The organism is Pontibacter liquoris, from assembly GCF_022758235.1.
In the GTDB taxonomy this organism is placed as follows: domain Bacteria; phylum Bacteroidota; class Bacteroidia; order Cytophagales; family Hymenobacteraceae; genus Pontibacter; species Pontibacter liquoris.
Genome location: NZ_JALEBG010000003.1, coordinates 57,114 through 78,935 on the forward strand (window position 1 = coordinate 57,114; position 21,822 = coordinate 78,935).

At 54.6% G+C, this 21,822-nt stretch carries 4 protein-coding genes and 1 pseudogene; 4 read left to right on the forward strand and 1 reads right to left on the reverse strand.

Annotated elements, in window-relative coordinates:
• Positions 1–18: 18 nt before the first annotated feature.
• A pseudogene (locus LWL52_RS20695) lies at positions 19–1,422 on the reverse strand (choice-of-anchor Z repeating domain-containing protein); the annotation flags it as partial.
• A gap of 1,327 nt (positions 1,423–2,749) precedes the next feature.
• On the opposite strand from LWL52_RS20695, the gene LWL52_RS17320 reads away from it, so the two are divergent.
• From LWL52_RS17320 to LWL52_RS17335, 4 genes are all read left to right on the forward strand, one after another.
• Entirely contained in the window at positions 2,750–3,757 is a 1,008-nt protein-coding gene (locus LWL52_RS17320) for a PorP/SprF family type IX secretion system membrane protein (protein WP_242922382.1), read from the forward strand.
• 478 nt (positions 3,758–4,235) lie between these two features.
• Positions 4,236–19,715, forward strand: a complete 15,480-nt coding sequence (locus LWL52_RS17325) for an Ig-like domain-containing protein (protein WP_242922384.1) — start codon at positions 4,236–4,238, stop codon at positions 19,713–19,715.
• Between the two features lie 166 nt (positions 19,716–19,881).
• Positions 19,882–20,427, forward strand: coding sequence for a hypothetical protein (locus LWL52_RS17330; RefSeq protein WP_242922386.1), 546 nt, complete (start codon positions 19,882–19,884; stop codon positions 20,425–20,427).
• A gap of 70 nt (positions 20,428–20,497) precedes the next feature.
• Positions 20,498–21,709 (forward strand): S-adenosylmethionine:tRNA ribosyltransferase-isomerase, encoded by a 1,212-nt coding sequence (locus tag LWL52_RS17335; RefSeq protein ID WP_242922395.1) that lies wholly within the window; start codon positions 20,498–20,500, stop codon positions 21,707–21,709.
• Positions 21,710–21,822: the final 113 nt, after the last annotated feature.

The following is a 21,822-nucleotide window of genomic DNA, read 5'->3' on the forward strand; positions in this document are numbered from 1 at the left end:
GGTAGTTAATGTCGCAGGGCCCGGCTTACCACATAAATTGTTCGCAATAAGCGAAAGCACTACATCGCCGCTCGTATTCCCAAAGTCAACGTTAATAATGGCCGATCCTGCTGTTCCGGGCCGTATGGTGGCGTCTCCGGATACGATCTTCCACTCATGCGAGCTTACGTTAGGGCCTGTGTTAGCACTATACCGAACGATAGTAGAATTAGCACATACTGAAGTAGATCCGGATACTGTTAATTGGTAAAGATCTGCGACAGGCATATTAAATGTAGTCGATTTTACATTGGTTGCAGGTGCAGGGTTTTGAACAACAATCCCTAAGCCACCAGCTGTTGTTAATTTAGTATCTGGTATAGTAGCGGTTAGAGTTGTGGTATTCACAAAAGTAGTTGCAACTGAAACTCCTCCTACCAATACGGTAGCTCCTGATACAAAGTCAGTTCCTGTAACAGTAATAGGGGTCGCAGGATCATTTTTAGATAAGCACAACGTGCTGCCATCCGATTTGGTGACGGCCGTAATTACTGGTTGCTTGTTATTGACCGTGAACGTACCACTTGTCGCACTTGTCAGACCTGAACCGGAGGCAACAAGTGTATAGCCCACACCCGGCTTATCGATGCTTACATTTGAAAAGGTAGCTACTCCATTAGCAGCTACCGCTGACCCGCCGGTTAAGGTCCCTCCGCCCGGGTTAGTACCAATGGTCAATGTAACTGTGTTGGTAGCACTGGTTGCCGTGTTACCAAACTGATCCTTTAAGATTACCTGGGGTGCTGGTGAGATAGCTGTGCCTGTCTCAACAGTGGAAGGCTGCGTGGTAAAAGCCAGCTGTTTTGCTGCACCCGCTACCTGAGATAAAGAGATGGGGCTTTTAGTTGCAACAGTAGTGGAAGTTGAAGTATTTATTACATCAACTTTTATTAACTTCGGCTGCGTTGGATCGATTACGCCATTTGTAGATTTGATACTAAGACCCGAGATTGTTATCTGATCATTTTTGTTTTGTTTACCATTACTAGTTGATAGCTTTAAGGTAATTGTTCTCACACCCGCAGCATCCGAAGTATAAACAGGAGTTGGATCAAGAGTAACTTCTCCGTTAGCTAAAGTAACAGTAACACCAGTAGAGAAAACCCAACCGATAGGAGCCGTCAGCACAATACTATAAGAACTATTAGCCGCAAAGTCGTCACCAACAACATCTGTAACAACCACATTTGTGATTGGGGTATAAGTTGTAGTGGTAGCTAAATCAGCAGAAAGATTATATGTACCAGATCCTGTTATACTAATCCCCACAGCCGCCCGCAAATAAGCCGCCGAGGCAAGTATAACCAGGAGTATTAGTGTGCTTAAAACCAGCTTTTGCGAATGAACAAGCCTGGCAATGAACCTAGTAAAATTTTTATACATAACATTAAGGTTTGGGGTTGGGTGCAGCACTCGGAATAATATTTAAATCACTTTATATAGTAAATACCATATAAATTGCATCGCAAATGGGCGTAGTAGTTCCCTGATGTGATTTTCAGCCATGAAAAAAGCTGGCATCACATTATGAACTAGATGGCATAGTATTCAGGCAAGTTTTAGCACATACTATACTTATACTGAAGGGGGTGAGAGCTTTTCTACATCAGGTGATAAGTACAAACAGGACCTTTACACAAGTAAATTATGAAAGCATGTTATACTTTTAATTTTATAACAATATTTTATCTTTAATTAAGATTACATACAGCCTAAGATGATTTATGTTACATTATTAGATAAATTATTTATAAACATTAAGAATGCATTATATATAATAGAATATATATAATGCATTTCTGGTTTATTTAGCTTGTTTATAAAAAGCTGCAGTAGGAATATAAACCTTTCATGCTGCAGCTTTTTTCATGACTTGCTCCTTATCGCTACCTTAGGGCTTAAAAATTCGACTTGGAAACCCTACTCCACACAACAGAATTCATGCAGGTCTGCAGTTGCTTTTTCTGGGTAAAGAATTCCGGTTTTGGCTGGTTTAGCGCTCTTGGTAGCACACTTAAAAAAGTTGTTTATCAGCAGCCCGTTCTGCGAGCGAAACCGGCCACAAAGCACCTGCTCATGTTAATGCATTTAGTAATGTTGATCGGCTACATAAAACAAGTATAGCTGCCGCTGAACATTGTGGTTTTGTAAGCTACTTCCAGAGATAAAAGAGCATAACCCAAAGCATTTTTTGAGCTACGGAAAACAAGGCAGCACCTTGGCTTAGTATCCTGCTGCTTCTACGCATTGCCTGCTTAGCGGTTATAGCGCAAGCTCAAGGAAAAAAGATTTGGTACCATCTTGCTGAAGGATAATTCCAGCGATGCTATTCGGAGGCACTCAGGCCGTAAAAGCAGCCAAACATATACTATAAATCCAATTGATATTTTCTTATCCTTTTTTTGAACTGTCTTACATAAAGTGGGGTTAGTCACTCAAAAGCTTTTTTATATGCCTAACTATTGTATATTTGCTATACTTTGAAAGCCTTGTATCTTCCAAGTAAATTACAAATTTTATTAAACCGGTAAAGAACATAACAAAAATAAGAATCTGTTTTTTTGTTATGTTCAAGCATACCTGGGAAACGGCTGCCAGTTCGGTAGAAGTATACCGGCTATTACTGCTAGCAAGAAGAGTTTAGGTAATCAACCAATGTGGCAACCCTCCTTTAGTGGGAGTGAAAATTGAAGAATAACAGCGTGCAGCTATGAAACAACTTTTACTGGGAGCATTCCTTTTTCTTATGCCCTGCCTGGCTGCGCTGGCTCAACAACGGCCGCAGTATACGCAGTATGTGCAGAATAATTACCTGACGAACCCTGCAGTAGGTGGCATTGAAACATACACCGACCTGCGCCTGGGCTACCGTACCCAGTGGACGGGACTGGAAGGTGCCCCCACCAGCTTTTATGCCACCCTTCATGGCTCGCTGGGCTATAACGGAAATCATTCTCCCAAAGAAACAAAAGCAAGCCACGGTGGCTTTTCCAAGCAGAACAGCTTCAAGCGCTCAGTGCCACACCATGGCTTTGGCATGCTGGCCATGATGGACAAAGCCGGCCTTTTACGCACCTCTACCCTAAACCTGAGTTATTCCTACCACCAGCCTATCAGCCGCTATCTCACCCTGTCGAGTGGCATCTCCAGCGGTGTTTCCCAGTTCACTTTCAATTCGCAAAATGCGGTGGTTTATGACCCGGGCGATCCGTACCTGTCGGGTACCGTTCAAAATGCGTTGAAAGCCGATTTAGGCTTGGGTGTATGGCTCTACAGCCCGGATTTCTTTGCAGGCTTTTCGGGTGGGCAATTGTTGCGCAACAGCAGTGATGTGGAGAACGGCGGCGCTGCCGGACAGCCCCACATGCGCCAGCAACCCCACTATTATGGAACCGCCGGTATACGCCTGCAGCCGAGCCGCGACCTCTCGCTTGTCCCGTCCGTGATGATAAAGATGACAGAATCGGCAACTCCCGCGATTGATTTCAACCTCCGGGCTTTGTTTTCTCAGCGTGTGTGGGCTGGCGCATCCTACCGACATAATGATGCCATGGCCCTCATGGCAGGGGTTAACCTGAGCCCCCTGCTCGACATGAGCTATTCCTACGATCTGACAACCTCCAACCTCAACCAGGTGAGTGCCGGAAGCCATGAAGTGGTGATAGGTTTTAAGCTGCAAAACAGCCAGAAAGTCATCTGCCCTACCTGGGTCTGGTAAGTATAACGCAAATGCCTTTGCTACCTCGCCAGCTTTTTTACTACCGCCTGCGTGTTTGCTTCTTTTAAATTGCATCATCCCCGCTTATCTGATATCCTTGTTTATACTCTGCCCGGTCAGTATGAACTGATTTATTTATAATACTTGACAAAACGTTATAATTATACTTCAACAACTGGTTACCATCACAAGCTTTTCGATACTATTTTTCTCTCCCGGCTACTTTTCCAAAGCATCAAGCAAAGCATCAAATTTCTATATCTATCCATTTGAATAATCGTGCTTTTTGCATAAAATTGCATTATATAGCACAAGATCTATCAAAAAATAAATCAAATTTTATTTAGCCTGTTTTTTCAGGTCTGAATGAGCAAAATACAACAACCAAAAACATTATAGTGCAATTTATTACTTACATCATCCGGAAGCTTTCACTAGCTTTTAATTGTACTGATTCAAAGTAGAAAACAAATCTTATATGAAGATATTTTTACCCCTGCTCCTTTCCTTCTTTCTCTTTATCACCCAGACCGAGAAAGCCTTTGCCCAGAATTGCCCCACGCCTACAGTAACCATGTCCCCGGACAAGGGTTACTGCGGACCGCAAACCATCACGTTTACCAACGCAAACGGTAACCATCAGGTCTCCTATACAGGCACAAACCTTACATATTCCTGGTCGATTGATGGCGTTGTATCCGCTACAAACACTGCTTACCCCAGCTTCAGTTTTCAGGAAGGCCGTACGTACCGGGTAAGCGTTACCGTCTCAAATACTTGCGGTTCTGCTACTGCCAGCCAAGCCATTACAGTAGAGGCACGCCCTAACCCGCCCATTGTCGAAAATGGCGGTATGTGTACCGGAACGCAGGGAACTTTGTGGGTAACAAGCCCGAACCCAAATTATATCTACAAGTGGTATAACGTCGCCACAGGAGGCTCGCCCCTGGTATGGGGCACCACCTATACTACCGCTACCCCCGGCACGTATTACATTGAAGCAACCACACAGGCAGGCTGTACCAGTTCCACGCGCACCGCTGCATCGCTCACCGCCACCTCTCCAACGGGCAGTGGCGGCGGCATTAGCACAAGCACCCAACAGGTATGCAGCGGCGAAACACCCGGCTTGATATCGGGCAATGCTCCGAACTCGAGCTTTATGACCTACCAATGGTTCCAGAGCACTACCGGAGTGGATGCGGATTTCTTCCCTATTGCTTCTGCCCGTAACCGCGATTATACCCCGTCTCCTTTGTCACAGACCACGTGGTTTAAAAGAGTTGCCTACAACAACTATTGTGGGGAGGAATCGAATGTTCTTAAAATAACAGTAGTCCCACGGCCAGCTACCCCGGTGGTGAACGACGTGATTGTTTGTTCCGGAACGCAGGCCAGTTTCACAGTAGCCAACGCAGATCTGAACACGGTTTACAAGTGGTATGCCAACACAACCACCACTACCTCCATCGGTACCGGCCCTACTTTTACCTCCCCGCAGACACTTTCAGCAAACACCAGCTTTTATGTAGAGGCCTCCACGCCCGCTAACAGTTCGTGTAGCAGCACGACAGCCCGGGTGGAAGCAAAAGCAGTGGTTACCCCGCCGATCACCAACAACACCATTTCGGCCGATCAGTCGTTGTGCAGTGGGGGCACGCCTGCTGCTTTAACAGGAGTTGTTCCGCAGGGCGGCGGCGGCACTTATACTTACCAATGGCAACGTAGCGAGAACGGGGCGGACTTTTTCGATATACCTGGTGCGAATGCCCAGGATTTTGCTCCCGGCAGCCTCTCCACCACCACCTGGTACCGCCGCAAAGTAACCTCTACCAGTTCTTGTCCACCCACGATCAGTAATACGGTTCGCATTGGCGTGGCCCCACTGCCGGTTTCCATCAACATTACCGACCCGATGGCTTGCGCCGGTTCCGGCACTACGATCGTGATCAACAATGCCGACCCGGCCACTTATACTTACCGCTGGTATGATGTAGCCACCGGCGGCAGCGTTTTAGGCACAGGCAGCTCCTTTCCCACAGGGCCGCTTACTTCCAACAAAACGTATTATGTAGAAGCTACTACTTCGGCAGGCTGTATTTCCAACCGGCGCGCTGTAACGGTTACAGTTACCACCCCACCTGCACAGCCTGTTGCAAACGGTGTAACTGTTTGCGCCGGCAACAGCGCCACACTGGCCGTAAACCCCACCGATGCCACCCTCTTTTACAGGTGGTATAACAGCGAAGGAACGATCCTTTCCACGGGTGTCACCTACCCCACCGGGCCTCTTTCCGAGAACACCACGTTTTATGTAGAGGCCGTTACCAATGCTTCGCCAGGTTGTACCAGCCCCAAACGTGCCGTACTGGTTACGGTACTGCAGCCTGTCAGCAACAACACGATTACCGCTAACCAAATGCTCTGCCGGGGTGAAACGCCGGCGCAGCTGCAGGGCAACATACCGGATGGCGGCGGCGGAGGGTATACTTACCAGTGGCAGTACAGCGAGGATGGCACATATTTTACGAATATAAACGGCGCAACAGGCATCGACTATGCCCCGCAGGTACTTAGCACCACCACCTGGTTCCGGCGCATGGCCGGTACAAGCACTGCTACCTGCCCTGCCGTAGCCAGCAATGTGGTGAAAGTTGAGATCAACCAGTTGCCTGTCGTGGCCGTTATCCCCGGCAAAACCATCTGCACCGGCACTTCCGCTACCCTGCAGATCCCTTTCCCGGATGGCAGTCTCCGCTACAACTGGTATACAGCAGCTACCGGCGGCATGGCCATCGCCCTGAATGCCCCTACGCTTACTACCGAAGCATTAACATCTGACAAAACATACTATGTGGAGGCCGTAAGCGGCTTCGGTTGTATTAGTGCCACCCGCAGGGCTGTAACTGTAACGGTATCGCCGCTACCTGCTGTGCCCGTTGCCGATGATGTGACCATTTGCGCCGGCAACAAAGCCACCCTGACGGTGATGGCCCCAACGGCAGGACTGGAATACCAATGGTATGATGCGGCACAAGGCGGCAGCCTGCTTGCCTCCGGCACCACCTTCACCACTGCCAATGCCCTGGCCAGCACCACCACTTATTATGTGCAGGCTGTAAACAGCGCTGGTTGCGCCAGCGCCAGCCGCAAGGCAGTAGTCGTTTCTGTCATTGACCTGCCTGTTATTCCGGAAGTAACAGGCGCCACCATCTGCAGCGGCGGCAGCACCACCTTATACATCAGCAACCCTACTTCTGCCCTTGTATACCGCTGGTACAACAGCAGCGGCACGCTGCTCCAGACAGGCACCTCGCTGCCAACAGGGAACCTGGCAACCAGCGCCACCTATTATGTAGATGCCGTAACAAACAACGCAAGCGGCTGCGCAAGCCCCGGCCGCAGAACGGTGGTTGTAACCGTTATTCCACCTATCGCCAACAACACCATAACCGCCAGCCAGACCATCTGCAACGGCGACACGCCAGCCTTACTTAACGGCAGCGCAGCGACCGGTGGCAGCGGCATCCTGACTTACCAGTGGGAGAAAAGCGAAAATGGCACCACTTTTACCAACATCAGCAGTGCTACTGCCGAGAACTATAGCCCGGGCGCCCTTACCACTACTACCTGGTTCCGAAGACGCGTGAAAGGGGCTGACTCCTGCTCTGAAAGCTATAGCAACACTGTGCAGGTAACGGTAAATGCCCTTCCAGCCACCCCGGTAGCAGACGCACAAACAGTTTGTACCGGAACAGCGGCTACCCTAAGTATAAACGCCCCGGTAACCGGCATTACATACAAATGGTACAATGCCGCCACGGGCGGAAACGTACTCGGCACCGGCATCACTTACCCGACCGGCATCCTGGAAACCAACACGACCTTTTACGTGGAGGCAACCAATGGCAATGGCTGCATAAGCCCGCGCCAGGCAGTAACCGTATCAGTCAGAGCCCTTCCGGAAATGCCGATGGCTGCCGGCACTACCATCTGCTATGGCCAGAACACCACGTTGGCAGTGACCTCTCCGGCTGCCGGGCTCTCGTATAAATGGTACAACACTGCCGGGCAGTTGCTCTCCAGCCAGACGACCTTGCCCCTGACCAATGTGCAGGCCACCACCACATATTACCTGGAGGCCACCTATACTTCGAACCCTACCTGTGCAAGTCCGCGCCGCGAAGTAACTGTAATCGTAACGCCACTACCAGCCCTGCCTGTCGTAAATGATATCACCATCTGCGCTGGCGCCACCGGCCGACTGCAGGTACAGAATGCTGATCCAGCCCTCACCTACAAATGGTACACGGTTGCAACAGGCGGTACTTCTGTTAAAAACGAGCCTGTCTTTGATACACCTGCCCTGACATCGGATCGCACCTATTATGTGGAAGCGACAACTGCCGGTGGTTGCGCCAGTGGCCGTAAAGCCGTGAACGTACGGGTAACAGCACTCCCGGAAACACCGCTTGCGGCAGATGTCGCCATCTGCGCCGGCGAAACGGCCACTCTAATCGTCACCAGCCCGGATGATGCGCTTACCTATAACTGGTATACTTCCGCCACCGCCCTTAACCCCGTAGCTACCGGCCAGACGTATCCGACAGGAGCCTTGCAGGCTACCACCACGTATTACCTGGAAGCGATGACAGCCTCTGGCTGCGCAAGCGCCTCACGGCAGGCCGTGCAGGTAACCGTAACCCCGCTCCCGGCTGAGCCGATGGCAGAAGACAAAATAACCTGCGCCGGCGGGTATGTCATCCTATCAGTACAGAACCCGGATGCCTCGCTCCGGTATGTATGGTATAATGCCGATGACAGGCAGGTAGGCACCGGCATCTTCTACAACACCGGTTCGCTCAGCGAAAGCACCACCTATTACCTGGAAGCTATCACCGTAAATACGACGGCCTGTACCAGCGCCACCCGCAAAGCCGTAGCCGTAACCGTAACTCCCCTTATCACCAACAACACCATTACGGCCAGCCAGAGCATCTGCAGCGGCAGCACGCCGGCCCGCCTGGATGGCTCTGTTCCGGCTGGTGGCGGCACGGGGTATTTGTACCAATGGGAACAAAGCGCCGACGGCAGCAACTTTACAAGTATAACCGGCGAAACCGGCCAACACTACTCTCCGGGTGCGCTCAACACCACTACCTGGTTCCGCAGAAAAGTGACGGCAACAGGCCCCTGTGGTCCCAGCTACAGCCCGGCAGTGCAGATCACGACCATTGCGCCGCCGGCTACACCCCTTGCTGCCAATACCACTATCTGCGCAGGAACAACGGCCACACTACAAATACAGAATGTCACCCAAGGCTATACTTACCGCTGGTATGCAGCGGGAACAGGCGGTAACATACTCGATATCAATTCAACCTTTGTAACGCCTGAAATAAGCGCCACCACTACTTACTATGTGGAGGCCGTGAACGGCACAGGTTGTGTGAGCCCGCGCAGAGCTGTGACCGTAACCGTTACCCCTGTACCGGAACTGCCACAGGTGCCGGACAAATTTATTTGCCAGGGCCAAACCGCCACACTCACTGTTTCAGCGGCCGCGCAAAACCTGGTATATACCTGGTATGATAACGCCGGCACCCAGGTAGGCTCCGGCACCTCGTTTACAACACCGCAGCCCCTGAGCGCCAGCACGACCTTTTATGTGGAGGCAGCCACTACCACGACGCCTTCGTGCGTGAGTGCCCGTAAGGCCGTAGCCGTAACCGTCACCACAACGCCTAACCTGCCGGTAGCAGAAGACCTGACGATCTGCGCGGGCAGCACGGCGCGTCTTTCCGTACGTATTATCGATCCGGCCATCACTTACAAATGGTACACGGTAGCTACCGGCGGCACTTCCATCGCTGAGAGCCCGGCCTTCACCACGGCTGCCCTTACCTCTAACCGCACCTACTATGTGGAGGCTGTGAATGGCGCCGGCTGCACCAGCGGCCGCACTGCCGTAAGCGTCACCGTTACGCCGCTACCGGCCACGCCTGTTGCCGCCAGTCAGACCATCTGCTCCGGATCCACAGCTATACTTGCTGTTACCGGCGCTGATGCCAACCTGGTCTACAACTGGTATGATGCTGCTGTAGATGGCAACCTGCTGGCCTCGGGCGATATTTACACGACAGCTGCCCTTCAGAATAGTACTACCTATTACCTGGAAGCTGCTACCCGGAACGGTTGCACGAGCACCTCACGCAGCGCGGTAACCGTCACCGTGACGCCGCTGCCGGCCACTCCGGAAGTGAACAACCAGACTATTTGCGCAGGAGCAAGTATAACCCTCTGGGTTACAAATCAGACCAACGGCATCGTTTACAAGTGGTATAATAATGCAGGAGCCTACCTGGCAACCGGCACTTCCTATACGACCCCTGTTCTGGACGCCAGTACCACCTTTGCCGTAGAAGCCGTAACCAATACCCCAGCTGCCTGCGCCAGCGCACAACGCAAAGCAGTATTTGTTACTGTTGTAGCGCCCATTACCAACAACACCATCGGCACCGACCAGATGATCTGCATGGGTGCTGTTCCGTTTCCGCTGACCGGCTCCACGCCTGCCGGCGGAAACGGCACCTATACGTACCAGTGGGAGCGTAGCACCGACGGCGTGAATTATGGCAGCATCAGCGGGGCCGTCAGCAAAGACTATGCGCCTGGCGCCATTTCAACCACTACCTGGTTCAGGAGGCGCGTACAAGGGTCCAACTCCTGCCCCGAAAATAGCAGCGTGGCCGTTCAGATACGCGTAAATCCATTACCCATTACCCCGGTAGCCGATGCCAGTACGATATGCACCGGCACAGGCACTACCCTGCAGGTAAATGCCCCAGTTACCGGCATTACCTACAAATGGTATGGTGAGGCAAGCGGTGGAAACGTGCTAGGCACCGGAACGGCTTTCGAGACAGATATCCTCAGAACGACTACCACGTATTATGTGGACGCGACCAATGCCTCCGGCTGCGTGAGCGCCCGCCGACCTGTAACTGTTACGGTGCGGGAATTGCCTGAAATGCCGCTAGCCGAAAACAAAACGATCTGCGCCGGCCAGAACACCACCCTCTCAGTTAGCACGCCGGATCCTTCGTTTAGCTATACCTGGTATAATGCCGCCGGGCAGGTGCTTTCGAGCGTATCCTCGCTGAATGTAACGAATCTGCAGGCCACCACTACCTATTACCTGGAAGCTGCTTACAGCAATAACCCGACCTGCGCCAGCCCCAGAAGAGAAGTAACGGTAACGGTAACCCCGCTTCCCGGACAGCCGGTCTTAGCTGATATTACCGTTTGCGCCGGCGCCAAAGGCCTGTTGCAGGTGCAGAATCCGTCCACGCAGGTAACGTATAACTGGTATTCGCAGGCAACAGGCGGAAGTGCTCTCTTTACCGGAGAAGCTTTTGAAACACCTACCCTGACATCCGACAGAACCTATTATGCAGAGGCGGTAACCGCCTCGGGTTGCGCAAGTGGCAGAGTGCCGGTTACCGTGCATGTTGCCCCACTACCCGAAGCTCCTTTTGCCCCTAACATGGAGCTCTGTGCAGGAAGGCCGGCACTCCTGGCTGTTTCGGATGCGGATGAAACGTTAACTTATCGCTGGTATGCCAGCAGCACCGCTCCTGATCCGCTGGCCACCGGCAACACCTATAATACCGGAATACTACAGACCAGCACCACGTATTATGTCGAAGCCCTTTCAGGCAATGGTTGCGTAAGCCCCACACGCAGCGCCGTAACAGTAACTGTAACGCCGTTGCCCGCTACGCCGGTAGCAGAGGATGCCACGATCTGCGCGGGCGGGTTTGCGGTGCTTTCTGTTCAGAACCCTGCCTCTACGCTTCTTTATAAATGGTATAAGAGTGACGGCACGCACGTAGCCACCGGCCAGTACTACAACACTGGCACGTTAAACAACAATACCACCTATTACCTGGAAGCCGTAACCAACAACAGCACCGAGTGTGCCAGCGCTTCGCGCAGAACAGTTACGGTAACCGTTACCCCGGGCATCACCAACAACACGATTGCATCGGACCAGACGATCTGCCATGGCGCCACGCCAGCTGAGCTATCCGGTTCAATACCGGTTGGCGGCGGCACAAGCTATGCCTACCAGTGGGAGCAAAGCGCCGACGGCACCAACTTTACAGGTATAACCGGAGCTACTACCCAGCATTATACACCTGGAGCGCTCACGGCCACTACCTGGTTCCGACGAAGAGTGAGTGCGACCGGTCCTTGCACACCCGCTTACAGCGCACCAGTCCGGATAACGATCGTTGCGGCACCGGCCACGCCGCTTGCCAATAACCAAACAATTTGCGCCGGCACAACCGCTACGCTAAGTATAAGGGATGTTACCCCCGGCTATACTTATCGCTGGTATGCCACTGCCACGGGCGGAAACGCACTTAAGATCGATGACTCGTTTAATACACCTGAACTTAGCGCCACCACCACCTACTACGTAGAGGCCGTGAACGGCACAGGCTGTGTGAGCCCCCGCAGAGCCGTTACAGTGGTTGTTACCGACAAACCGGCTGTTCCTGCTGTGGCAGATGCGTTTATCTGTGCAGGACAGAAAGCCACCTTGGCGGTTTCTTCCTCCTCTCAGAACCTGGTATACTCGTGGTATGATCAGACGGGTACCCTTGTTGGAACCGGTACTTCCTACACGACGCAGGATCCGCTGCCTGCCAGCACGACGTTTTATGTAGAGGCGGCCACGATCTCTTCGCCGGCTTGTATAAGCGACCGTAGGGCTGTAGCTGTTTCCGTAACAGCCATACCTGCCATGCCTGAAGCAGCAGATGCCACCATCTGCGCGGGCAGCACGGCGCGGCTTTCCGTACGTATTATCGATCCGGCCATCACTTACAAATGGTACACGGTGGCTACCGGCGGCACTTCCATCGCTGAGAGCCCGGCCTTTACCACCGCAGCCCTCACCTCTAACCGCACTTACTATGTAGAGGCTGTAAATGGCGCCGGTTGCACTAGCGGCCGCACTGCCGTAAGCGTCACTATCACCCCGCTACCGGCCACGCCTGTTGCCGCCAGTCAAACCATCTGCTCCGGATCCACAGCTGTACTTGCTGTTACCGGCGCTGATGCCAACTTGGTCTACAACTGGTATGATGCTGCTGTAGATGGCAACCTGCTGGCCTCCGGCGATACTTACACGACAGCTGCCCTGCAAAGCAGCACCACCTATTACCTGGAAGCTGCTACCCGAAATGGCTGCGCGAGCACTTCCCGCAGCGCGGTAACTGTTACCGTGACGCCGCTGCCGGCCACTCCGGAAGTGAACAACCAGACCATTTGCGCAGGAGCAAGTATAACCCTCTGGGTTACAAACCCGGTAGCAGGACTGGCCTATAAATGGTACGACAATGCCGGTGGTTTCCTCTCCGCAGGCAACTCCTACACGACAGGCAATTTAGATGTTAGTGCCACGTATTATGTGGAAGCAGTAACTACTACAGCAACTGCCTGTGCCAGTGCCGTACGCAGAATGGTGCAGGTAACGGTTGTTCCTCCGATCACCAACAATTTCATCGGCACCGACCAGACGATCTGCACAGGTGCTGTTCCAGCTCCGCTGACCGGCTCCACGCCTGCGGGCGGTAATGGCACCTATACGTACCAGTGGGAGCGCAGCACCGATGGCATGAACTTCAGCGCCATCAGCGGGGCCACTAGCCAGCACTTTACACCAACGTCCACCTTTACAGCAGATGTCTGGTACCGCAGGAAAGTAACGGCCATTGGCAGCCCTTGTGCCGAGCAGACCAGCAACACGATCCATGTTACCGTAACCCCACTCCCAGCCACACCGGTAGCCAACGGCGCCACCAGCTGCGCCGGCTCTTCGGTTACGTTGCAGGTGAGCAACCCGGATAATGCCTTCACCTACCACTGGTACGCCACGGCCACCGGCGGAAACCCGCTTCGTTCGCTGCCTGCTTTTGAGACCGGTGAACTGAGCACCACGACAACCTTCTATGTTGAAGCCATGAACGCCACCGGCTGCATTAGTGCCCGCCGTGCGGTAACGGTTACCGTACGGCCGCTGCCGGAGGCACCCGTGGTGGAGAACAAAGCGATCTGCACCGGCCAGACGACCACTCTTGCTGTAACAAGCCCGGTTTCGGGTGTAAACTACAAGTGGTATACCCTGGATGGCACGCAGGTAGCTACCGGCACCTCATTCGCCACACCGGCACTGGACCAGACCACCATTTACCAGGTAGAAGCTTCTTACATCACGCCGCCGCAATGTGCCGCAAGCACCCGCACGACGGTGACAGTAGAAGTGGCGCCACAGCCTCAGTTGCCGCAGGCAGCAGGTGTTTCTACCTGCTCAGGCAGCACCGCTACTTTAGCCGTAAGCGTGGTTGATCCGAATGTGACTTATAAGTGGTATACAGCCCCAACGGGCGGAACAGCCGTCGCCAGCACGCCAGGCTTCACGACGCCGGTGCTTACCTCCGGCAGAACGTATTACGTAGAGGCGGTATCGGCAGCAGGTTGCGCCAGTGGCAGAACGGCCGTGGTGGTAGAAGTGGTGCCTTTGCCAGCGGTTCCGTTGGCAGCCAACATGAGCATCTGCGCAGGCCAGAAAGCGACGCTGCAGGTAACTGATCCGGATAATGCCCTCTCGTATGTATGGTATGATGCCGCCACAGAAGGCAGCCCGCTGGCAACCGGCGATACCTACACAACAGCCGTTTTAACTTCCGGCGCCACGTATTATGTAGCTGCCGTAACGGCAACCGGTTGTGTCAGCACCAGCCGCAGAGCGGTAACGGTAGATGTAACCCCGCTGCCTGCTACACCGGAGGCGGACAACGTAACTATCTGCGCCGGAAGCACCACCACTTTGTGGGTTCGCAACCAGGAGCCGAACGTAATTTACAACTGGTACAGCGGCGGCGCCCTGGCTGGAACCGGCGTATCGTTCACCACCGGTACCCTGAACAATAGCACGACGTATTACCTCGAAGCCGTAACAAACACCGGCACTGCCTGCAGCAGCCCGGTGCGCAGCAGCGTAGTGGTAACTGTAACGCCGGCTGTGGCCAACAACTTCATCAATGCCAGCCAGAGCATCTGCAGCGGCAGCACGCCGGCCACGCTCACGGGCTCCCTGCCTAACGGCGGGGGCGGCAACTACAGCTACCAGTGGGAGCGCTCCGAGGACGGCATCAACTTTACCAGCATTGCCAATGCCACCAACCAGCACTACACGCCCACAGCCCTGAACATTACCACCTGGTTCCGCAGGAAGGTAAGAGCGGTTGGCCCATGTGCTGAAAGTATAAGCAGTGCGGTGCAGATCACTATTACCCCGATTCCTGCTACGCCGATGGCAGCAAACGCCACCATCTGCCAGGGCGCTGCAACCACGCTAAGTATACAGGATGCCAACACCGCTTACACGTACCGCTGGTATACCAGCCCGGTAGGAGGCAGTGCCATACTTGCCGGCACTTCGTTCACCACGAATCCGTTGGAGAGCACCACAACGTTTTATGTGGAGGCAGTAAATAATAGCGGTTGTATTAGCCCGCGCCGCACGGTAACCGTATCGGTGCTGCCCTTGCCGGCAGCGCCACTGGCAGAAGCCCAGAACATTTGCGCCGGCGAGCAGGCCACCCTGGCCGTAACCAACCAGGAAGCCGGCCTGACCTACAGCTGGTATGATGGTAACAACACGCTGCTGGCTACCGGCACCACCTATACGACCGGTGTGCTGAACAGCAATACTGTGTTTTATGTAGAGGCAGCTACGGCCGCAACGCCAAGCTGCCTGAGCCCACGCACGGCAGTGGCAGTAAACGTGGCGACGCGGCCGGCCACTCCGGTTGTAAGCAACGTGAATGTCTGCACCGGCAGTGCCGCCGAGTTGGTGGTATCCGGTATCTTACCGGGCATTACCTATAGCTGGTACACGGTAGCTACCGGCGGTACCCCGATCCATACGGGCTCCAGGTATACTACTCCGGCTCTGACTACCGGCAGAACCTACTATGTGGAAGCGGCAACGGCATCGGGCTGCACCAGCAGCACCCGCCGTGCCGTGGCCGTGGGCGTGATTCCGGCACCGGCTACCCCGGTTGCCCCGGACAAAACCATCTGCGCCGGCCAACCGGTAACCCTGGCGGTAGCCAACCCGGATGCGACGCTGTTGTACCGCTGGTATGACCAGAACGGCACGCAGCTGGCCACCGGCAACACCTATACGACTCCTGCGCTTTCAACTGGCACCACATATTTTGTAGAAGCAGCCACCCAAACCTCGCCAAGTTGCAGCAGCCCGCGCGAAACAGTGAACGTCACCATCACGCCCCTGCCTGCAACGCCTGTTGTGGAAGATGCGACGATCTGTGCCGGTTCTACCGCCGTGCTCTGGATCAGCAACACAGTTCCGTCTGTCACTTATAAATGGTACAATGAACAGGATGAGCTGCTGGCTACGGGGCCGGGTTATACTACCCCGGTGTTACAGGCAAGCGCTACCTACTATGTCACGGCCGAAACGACGAATGGCTGTGCCAGCGCTACCCGCAAAACCGTTACCGTAACCGTGGCCCAGGCCATTGCCAACAACGTCATCCAGGCGGCCCAGACCATCTGTTACAACAGCACACCGGCTACGCTCACCGGCTCGCAGCCGGTTGGCGGCACGGGAGGCATCACCTTCCAGTGGGAGCGCTCCGAAGACGGCATCAACTTTACAAGTATAGCCAATGCCGCCGGCAGAGAGTACACACCCGAAGCTCTTACCGCTACCACCTGGTTCAGAAGAAAAGCGATGGCCGGCATCACCTGCCCGGCGCATACCAGCGCGGCAGTAGAGATTACGGTAGTACCATTGCCAGCCATGCCGAGGGCCGAGAATGTAACGGTTTGTGCCGGAAGCAACGCCACCTTACGCATCAGCACCGGCACCTCGGCACCTAGCGGCGAGCAGACTTACCGCTGGTATACCGTAGCCACCGGCGGCAGCAGCATCGCAACCGGCGCCTCGTTCACAGCAACCTCAATGGCTGCCACCACAACCTATTTTGTGGAGGCGGTGAATGCAAGTGGTTGTTACAGTGCCCGCCGTGCCGTAACGGTCTTTGTGACCCCACTGCCCGAGGCACCCGAAGCAGCAGATAAAGCGATCTGCGCAGGAGAGCAAACCACGCTTTCTGTTACATCGCCGGATTCCAAACTGCTTTACAACTGGTATGATGGCAACGGCATTCTGCAGCAGAGCGGCACCTCGTTCACCACGCCGGCGCTGAGCAGAACCACCGTATACTATGTGGAGGCCACCACAGCCTCGGCGCAGGCCTGCACCAGCAGCCGCCGCGCCGTTACCGTGAGCGTTACCCAGCAGCCGGCCAGGCCGCTGGCAGACAACGTAACGGTTTGCTCCGGCAGCTCGGCAAGTATAACGGTGAAGGATTTCAATGCGGCGCTGACGTATAAATGGTACACGGCAGCCGCAGGAGGAACAGCCCTGGCCACCGGCCCGACGTTCAATACCTCTCCCCTGTCCTCGAGCAGAACATACTATGTAGAAGCCAGCACGGCAAGCGGATGCATCAGCGAGCGAAAGGCCGTTCTGGTGGAAGTAACGCCGCTGCCAGCCCTGCCGGTAGTAACCAACCAAACGATCTGCGCCGGCCAGACGGCTACGCTGACGGTAGCAGACGAGCAGGCAAACCTGAGTTACCGCTGGTTTGATGCGCCGGTTGGTGGCAACCTGCTCACCACCGGAAGCACCTACACTACCCGCAACCTGACCAGCAGCAGCACTTATTATGTAGAGGCTGTTACGGCAAATGGTTGTGTGAGTATGTCGCGCAAGCCGGCAGTAGTAACTGTATTGCCGCTGCCGGCAGCACCGGCGGTAGAAAATGCCACTATTTGTGCCGGTGAGGCGGTAACGCTGTGGGTGAAGAACCCCGATCCAGCCCTGGAGTACAGGTGGTACAGTGATGCAACGGCTACCGACCAGATCGGCACCGGCCTTTCCTATACTTCCGGCGCTATACCTGCCAACAGAAGCTACTTTGTGGCGGCCGTAAATAGCGGCAACTGCGCAAGCGCTACGCTAAAGCAGGTTGATGTGACCGTGGTCGCTAAACCGGGCGTACCGCTGGTAAATGCCGCCACCGTGTGTACCGGCAGCTCTGCCACGCTAGCCATTACCGCCCCGGATCCGACCGTAGTATACAAGTGGTTTGATGTAAACGGCGCACTGCTGTACACCGGCACCAGCTATACCACCGAATCACTGACGGCCAATACTACCTACGCTGTAACAGCCTATGCTGCTTCGCGGCAGGCTTGCGCCAGTGCCAGCCAGACGGTAACTGTTACTGTTGTAGCGGCTATTACCGATAATGAGGTGAACGAGGAGCAAACGATCTGCTACGGCAGCGCACCAACTAAACTAACCGGCACCTTGCCGGCGGGGGGCGGCACCAACATGCTGTACCAGTGGGAGCGCAGCGCCGATGGCGTGAGCTTTACAAGTATAGCCGGCGGCAACGCCCAGGATTATACGCCCGGCGCCCTAACGGCTACTACCTGGTTCCGAAGAAAAGTGAAAACCGCAGGTCCTTGCCCGGAAAGCATCAGCAACGCCGTAAAAGTGACTGTGGTGCCACTGCCAGCCGCGCCGCTTGCCGACAATGTAACCACCTGCGCCGGCAGCAACGCCTCTCTCTCCGTGAAGAATGCCCAGTCGGGTATGACGTATAACTGGTACACGGCCAGTGTTGGCGGCACCTTCTTAGGTTCGGGCATTACCTTTACTTCAGATGCGCTTACAGCTAATACCACCTTCTATGTGGAGGCGGCCAATGGCTCGGGTTGCGTGAGCAGCACGCGGAAGGCCGTCGTTGTGTCGGTTGTGTCAGCGATCAGCAACAACACGATCAGCGCTGTACCGGCGATCTGCTACGGCGAAACGCCGGCCCGCATCACAGGCACAGTGCCGGGCGGAACGAACGGGGCCTATACTTACCAGTGGCAGCAAAGTGACAATGGGGTGCGGTTTACGGATGTGGCAGGCGCCACGGCCCAGAGCTACTCGCCAACGGGCGCTTATACCCGCACCACCTGGTTCCGCCGCAAAGTAACGGCCACAGGTCCTTGCCCGGAAAGCTACAGCAACCTGGTAAAAGTAGTGGTAGTGCCGTTACCGGCTGCCCCGGTAGCTGCCTCCCAGGAGATCTGCCCGGGCAACTCGGTGACCTTAACGGCCGCTGCCAATGGCAGCGAAACCCTGGAGTGGTACGATGCGCCGGTTGGCGGCAACCTGCTGCAGGTTGGCACCTCGTATGCCACGCCGCAGCTGGTGACCACGACCTCCTACTTTGTGCAGGCGGTTAACAGCACCGGATGCGTGAGCCCGGAGCGCCGCGAAGTGAAAGCGATCGTGGTAGCACCGGAAGCTATTGTAAGCGGGGATGTTTCCATCTTCTATGGCAAAGCTGTGAAGATCTCGGCCGAAGGCGGCGTTTCTTACAAGTGGTCGCCGGAAATCGGATTGTCGGACCCGACCATCGCCAGCCCGATGGCCAGCCCGAAAGTGACCACCACCTATACGGTGACCGTAACCACTGCTGGCGGCTGTATCGCTACCAACCAGGTAACCGTTACCGTATCGCCGAAGGTAGAGCCGGCCAACGTGATCACGCCGAATGGCGACGGGTACAATGATGTGTTCCAGATCAGGCACCTGGAAGGATACGAGAACTGCACAGTGCAGATCTTCAGCCGCTGGGGCGAGATGGTGTTTGAGACGCGGGGTTATACCACGCCATGGGATGGCACTAAAAACGGCCGTCCGCTTCCGGCAGGGGCCTACTACTACGTCATCCGCCTGAACGCCACGGAACCGCCTATATCGGGTAGCATTACCCTGATGAAGTAACTAGTTCAGTAAATCCTCTCTAAACCGGCCCTGCTTACGCAGGGCCGGTTTTTTTATACCTGCTCCGCTCAGTTGGTCCGGGCGCCTACAACTCTTTGGGCAGCCATGGTGTAAGAAAGTATAATCACGTACCTTTGCAGCCTTTAAGAATTTAACCCACAAGCGTATGAGTGCCCGAAGCTTTGAACTACTGATTGAATTCGCCTACGCCCCCGAAGCGCCGCAGGCATTGGAAGGCGGCACTGCCGCAGCCTACGAGCACCTGGAGCGGGCGCTCAAGGCCTCCCGTTTAAAAGGTGGCCAGCCATCAGAAGAGCTCAGCTTTTATTTTGAAATGGTGCGCCTGGGAGTTGCCCTAGCCTTCGTAAAAGCCTTCACGCGCCTTTCGGACAACGAAAAAAGCATTGAAGCCCTGGAAACGCTGCAGGAAGCCCTCAAAGCAAACAGCACGAAAGATATCGACAAGATCATCCAGAAAAAGATCGGCAGCTTTGACCACCTCTACCACGAGATCTTTGTGAACGAACACCGCGAGCTGCTCCTGGGTTTGTTTGAACGTACGCTGGATGCGGGCACCAAAGAGGAGCTGGACGAGCTAACCATGGAAGGGCTGGAACTGCTGGAAGACATTGACTGGGAAGCAGCCGCCCAGAACGATGAAGATGATGAGCCCCTGCCCCCACTGGACGAAGATTTCCTCAAGAACCTTTAGAGAGTTCCGAATTCCGAGTTACGAATTTGTAAACTCGTAACTCGGAACTCGGAACTCAGAACTTTTAAAGATGATTGACCCCAGAAAACTTGCGATAAAGGATTTTGTTTACGCCTTGCCCGACGAGCGCATTGCTAAATTTCCGTTGCCGGAACGCGACCAGTCGAAGCTGCTGTGCTACCGCAGTGGCCAGGTTTCGGATCATACCTTTACAGATCTACCTGCTTTGCTCCCGCCCCATACTTTGCTGGTATTTAACGATACCAAAGTGGTGCAGGCCCGCTTGCTGCTCCAGAAAGAGACCGGCGGCAGTGTGGAGATATTCTGCCTGGAGCCGGTAGCGCCGCACCGCGAGGTGCAGCTGGCCATGCAGCAAACCGGCAACGCCGTGTGGAAGTGCCTGGTGGGGAACAACAAGCGCTGGAAGAGCGGCCCCGTTAGTTTATACTTTGAAGGCGGCACGCTGCAGGCCACACGGGAGGCACAGCAGGAAGGGCATTTCCTAATCCGCTTTAACTGGGAGCCGGCTGAATTAACCTTTGCCGAGGTACTGGAGCGCTGCGGCCGCCTGCCCCTGCCTCCCTACCTCAACCGCGAGCTCACCCCCGACGACCATACCCGGTACCAAACCATTTACGCCAACCAGCAGGGTGCCGTGGCCGCCCCGACCGCGGGCCTGCATTTTACCGATCGGGTGCTGCATATGCTGCAGGCGCAAGGTATAAGCACAGCTTATTTAACACTGCATGTGGGCGCCGGCACTTTTAAACCAGTGAAGGCCGAGGTAATGGAAGCGCACGAAATGCACGCCGAGCAGCTCTATATCAGCAAGGAGTTAGTACTGCAATTACGCCAGCAGCTGGGGAACCCCATTATACCGGTGGGCACCACCAGCATGCGCTCCCTGGAAAGCTTATATTGGCTGGGCGCCATGCTGTTGCAGCACCCCGAGCTCCCCTCGCAAGATCTGCACGTTTCGCAGTGGCAGGCCTACGAAACAGAAAACCCACCCGCTCCTGCCGAGGCGCTGGATGCGCTGGTGAAGTATATGGACCGACAGGGCACCGGGTTCCTGCATGCCAGCACCCAGATCATTATTGCGCCGGGCTATACGTTTAGGCTCTGCAACGGGCTGGTCACAAATTTTCATCAGCCGGAGAGCACGCTGCTGCTGCTGGTTTCGGCCCTGATCGGGGAGGATTGGCGCACCGTATACCAGCATGCCCTGGACCACGATTACCGGTTTTTAAGCTACGGCGACAGCTCGCTGCTGCTGCCCTAAGTATAAAACAGACACGCCCAGGAGCGTTGTCTTTCCTTTAAAGTAAGAACGCCTGCTATAGATTTACCACAGCAGGCGTTCTTACTTTATGCTTCTGAAGATTATCTTCAAAT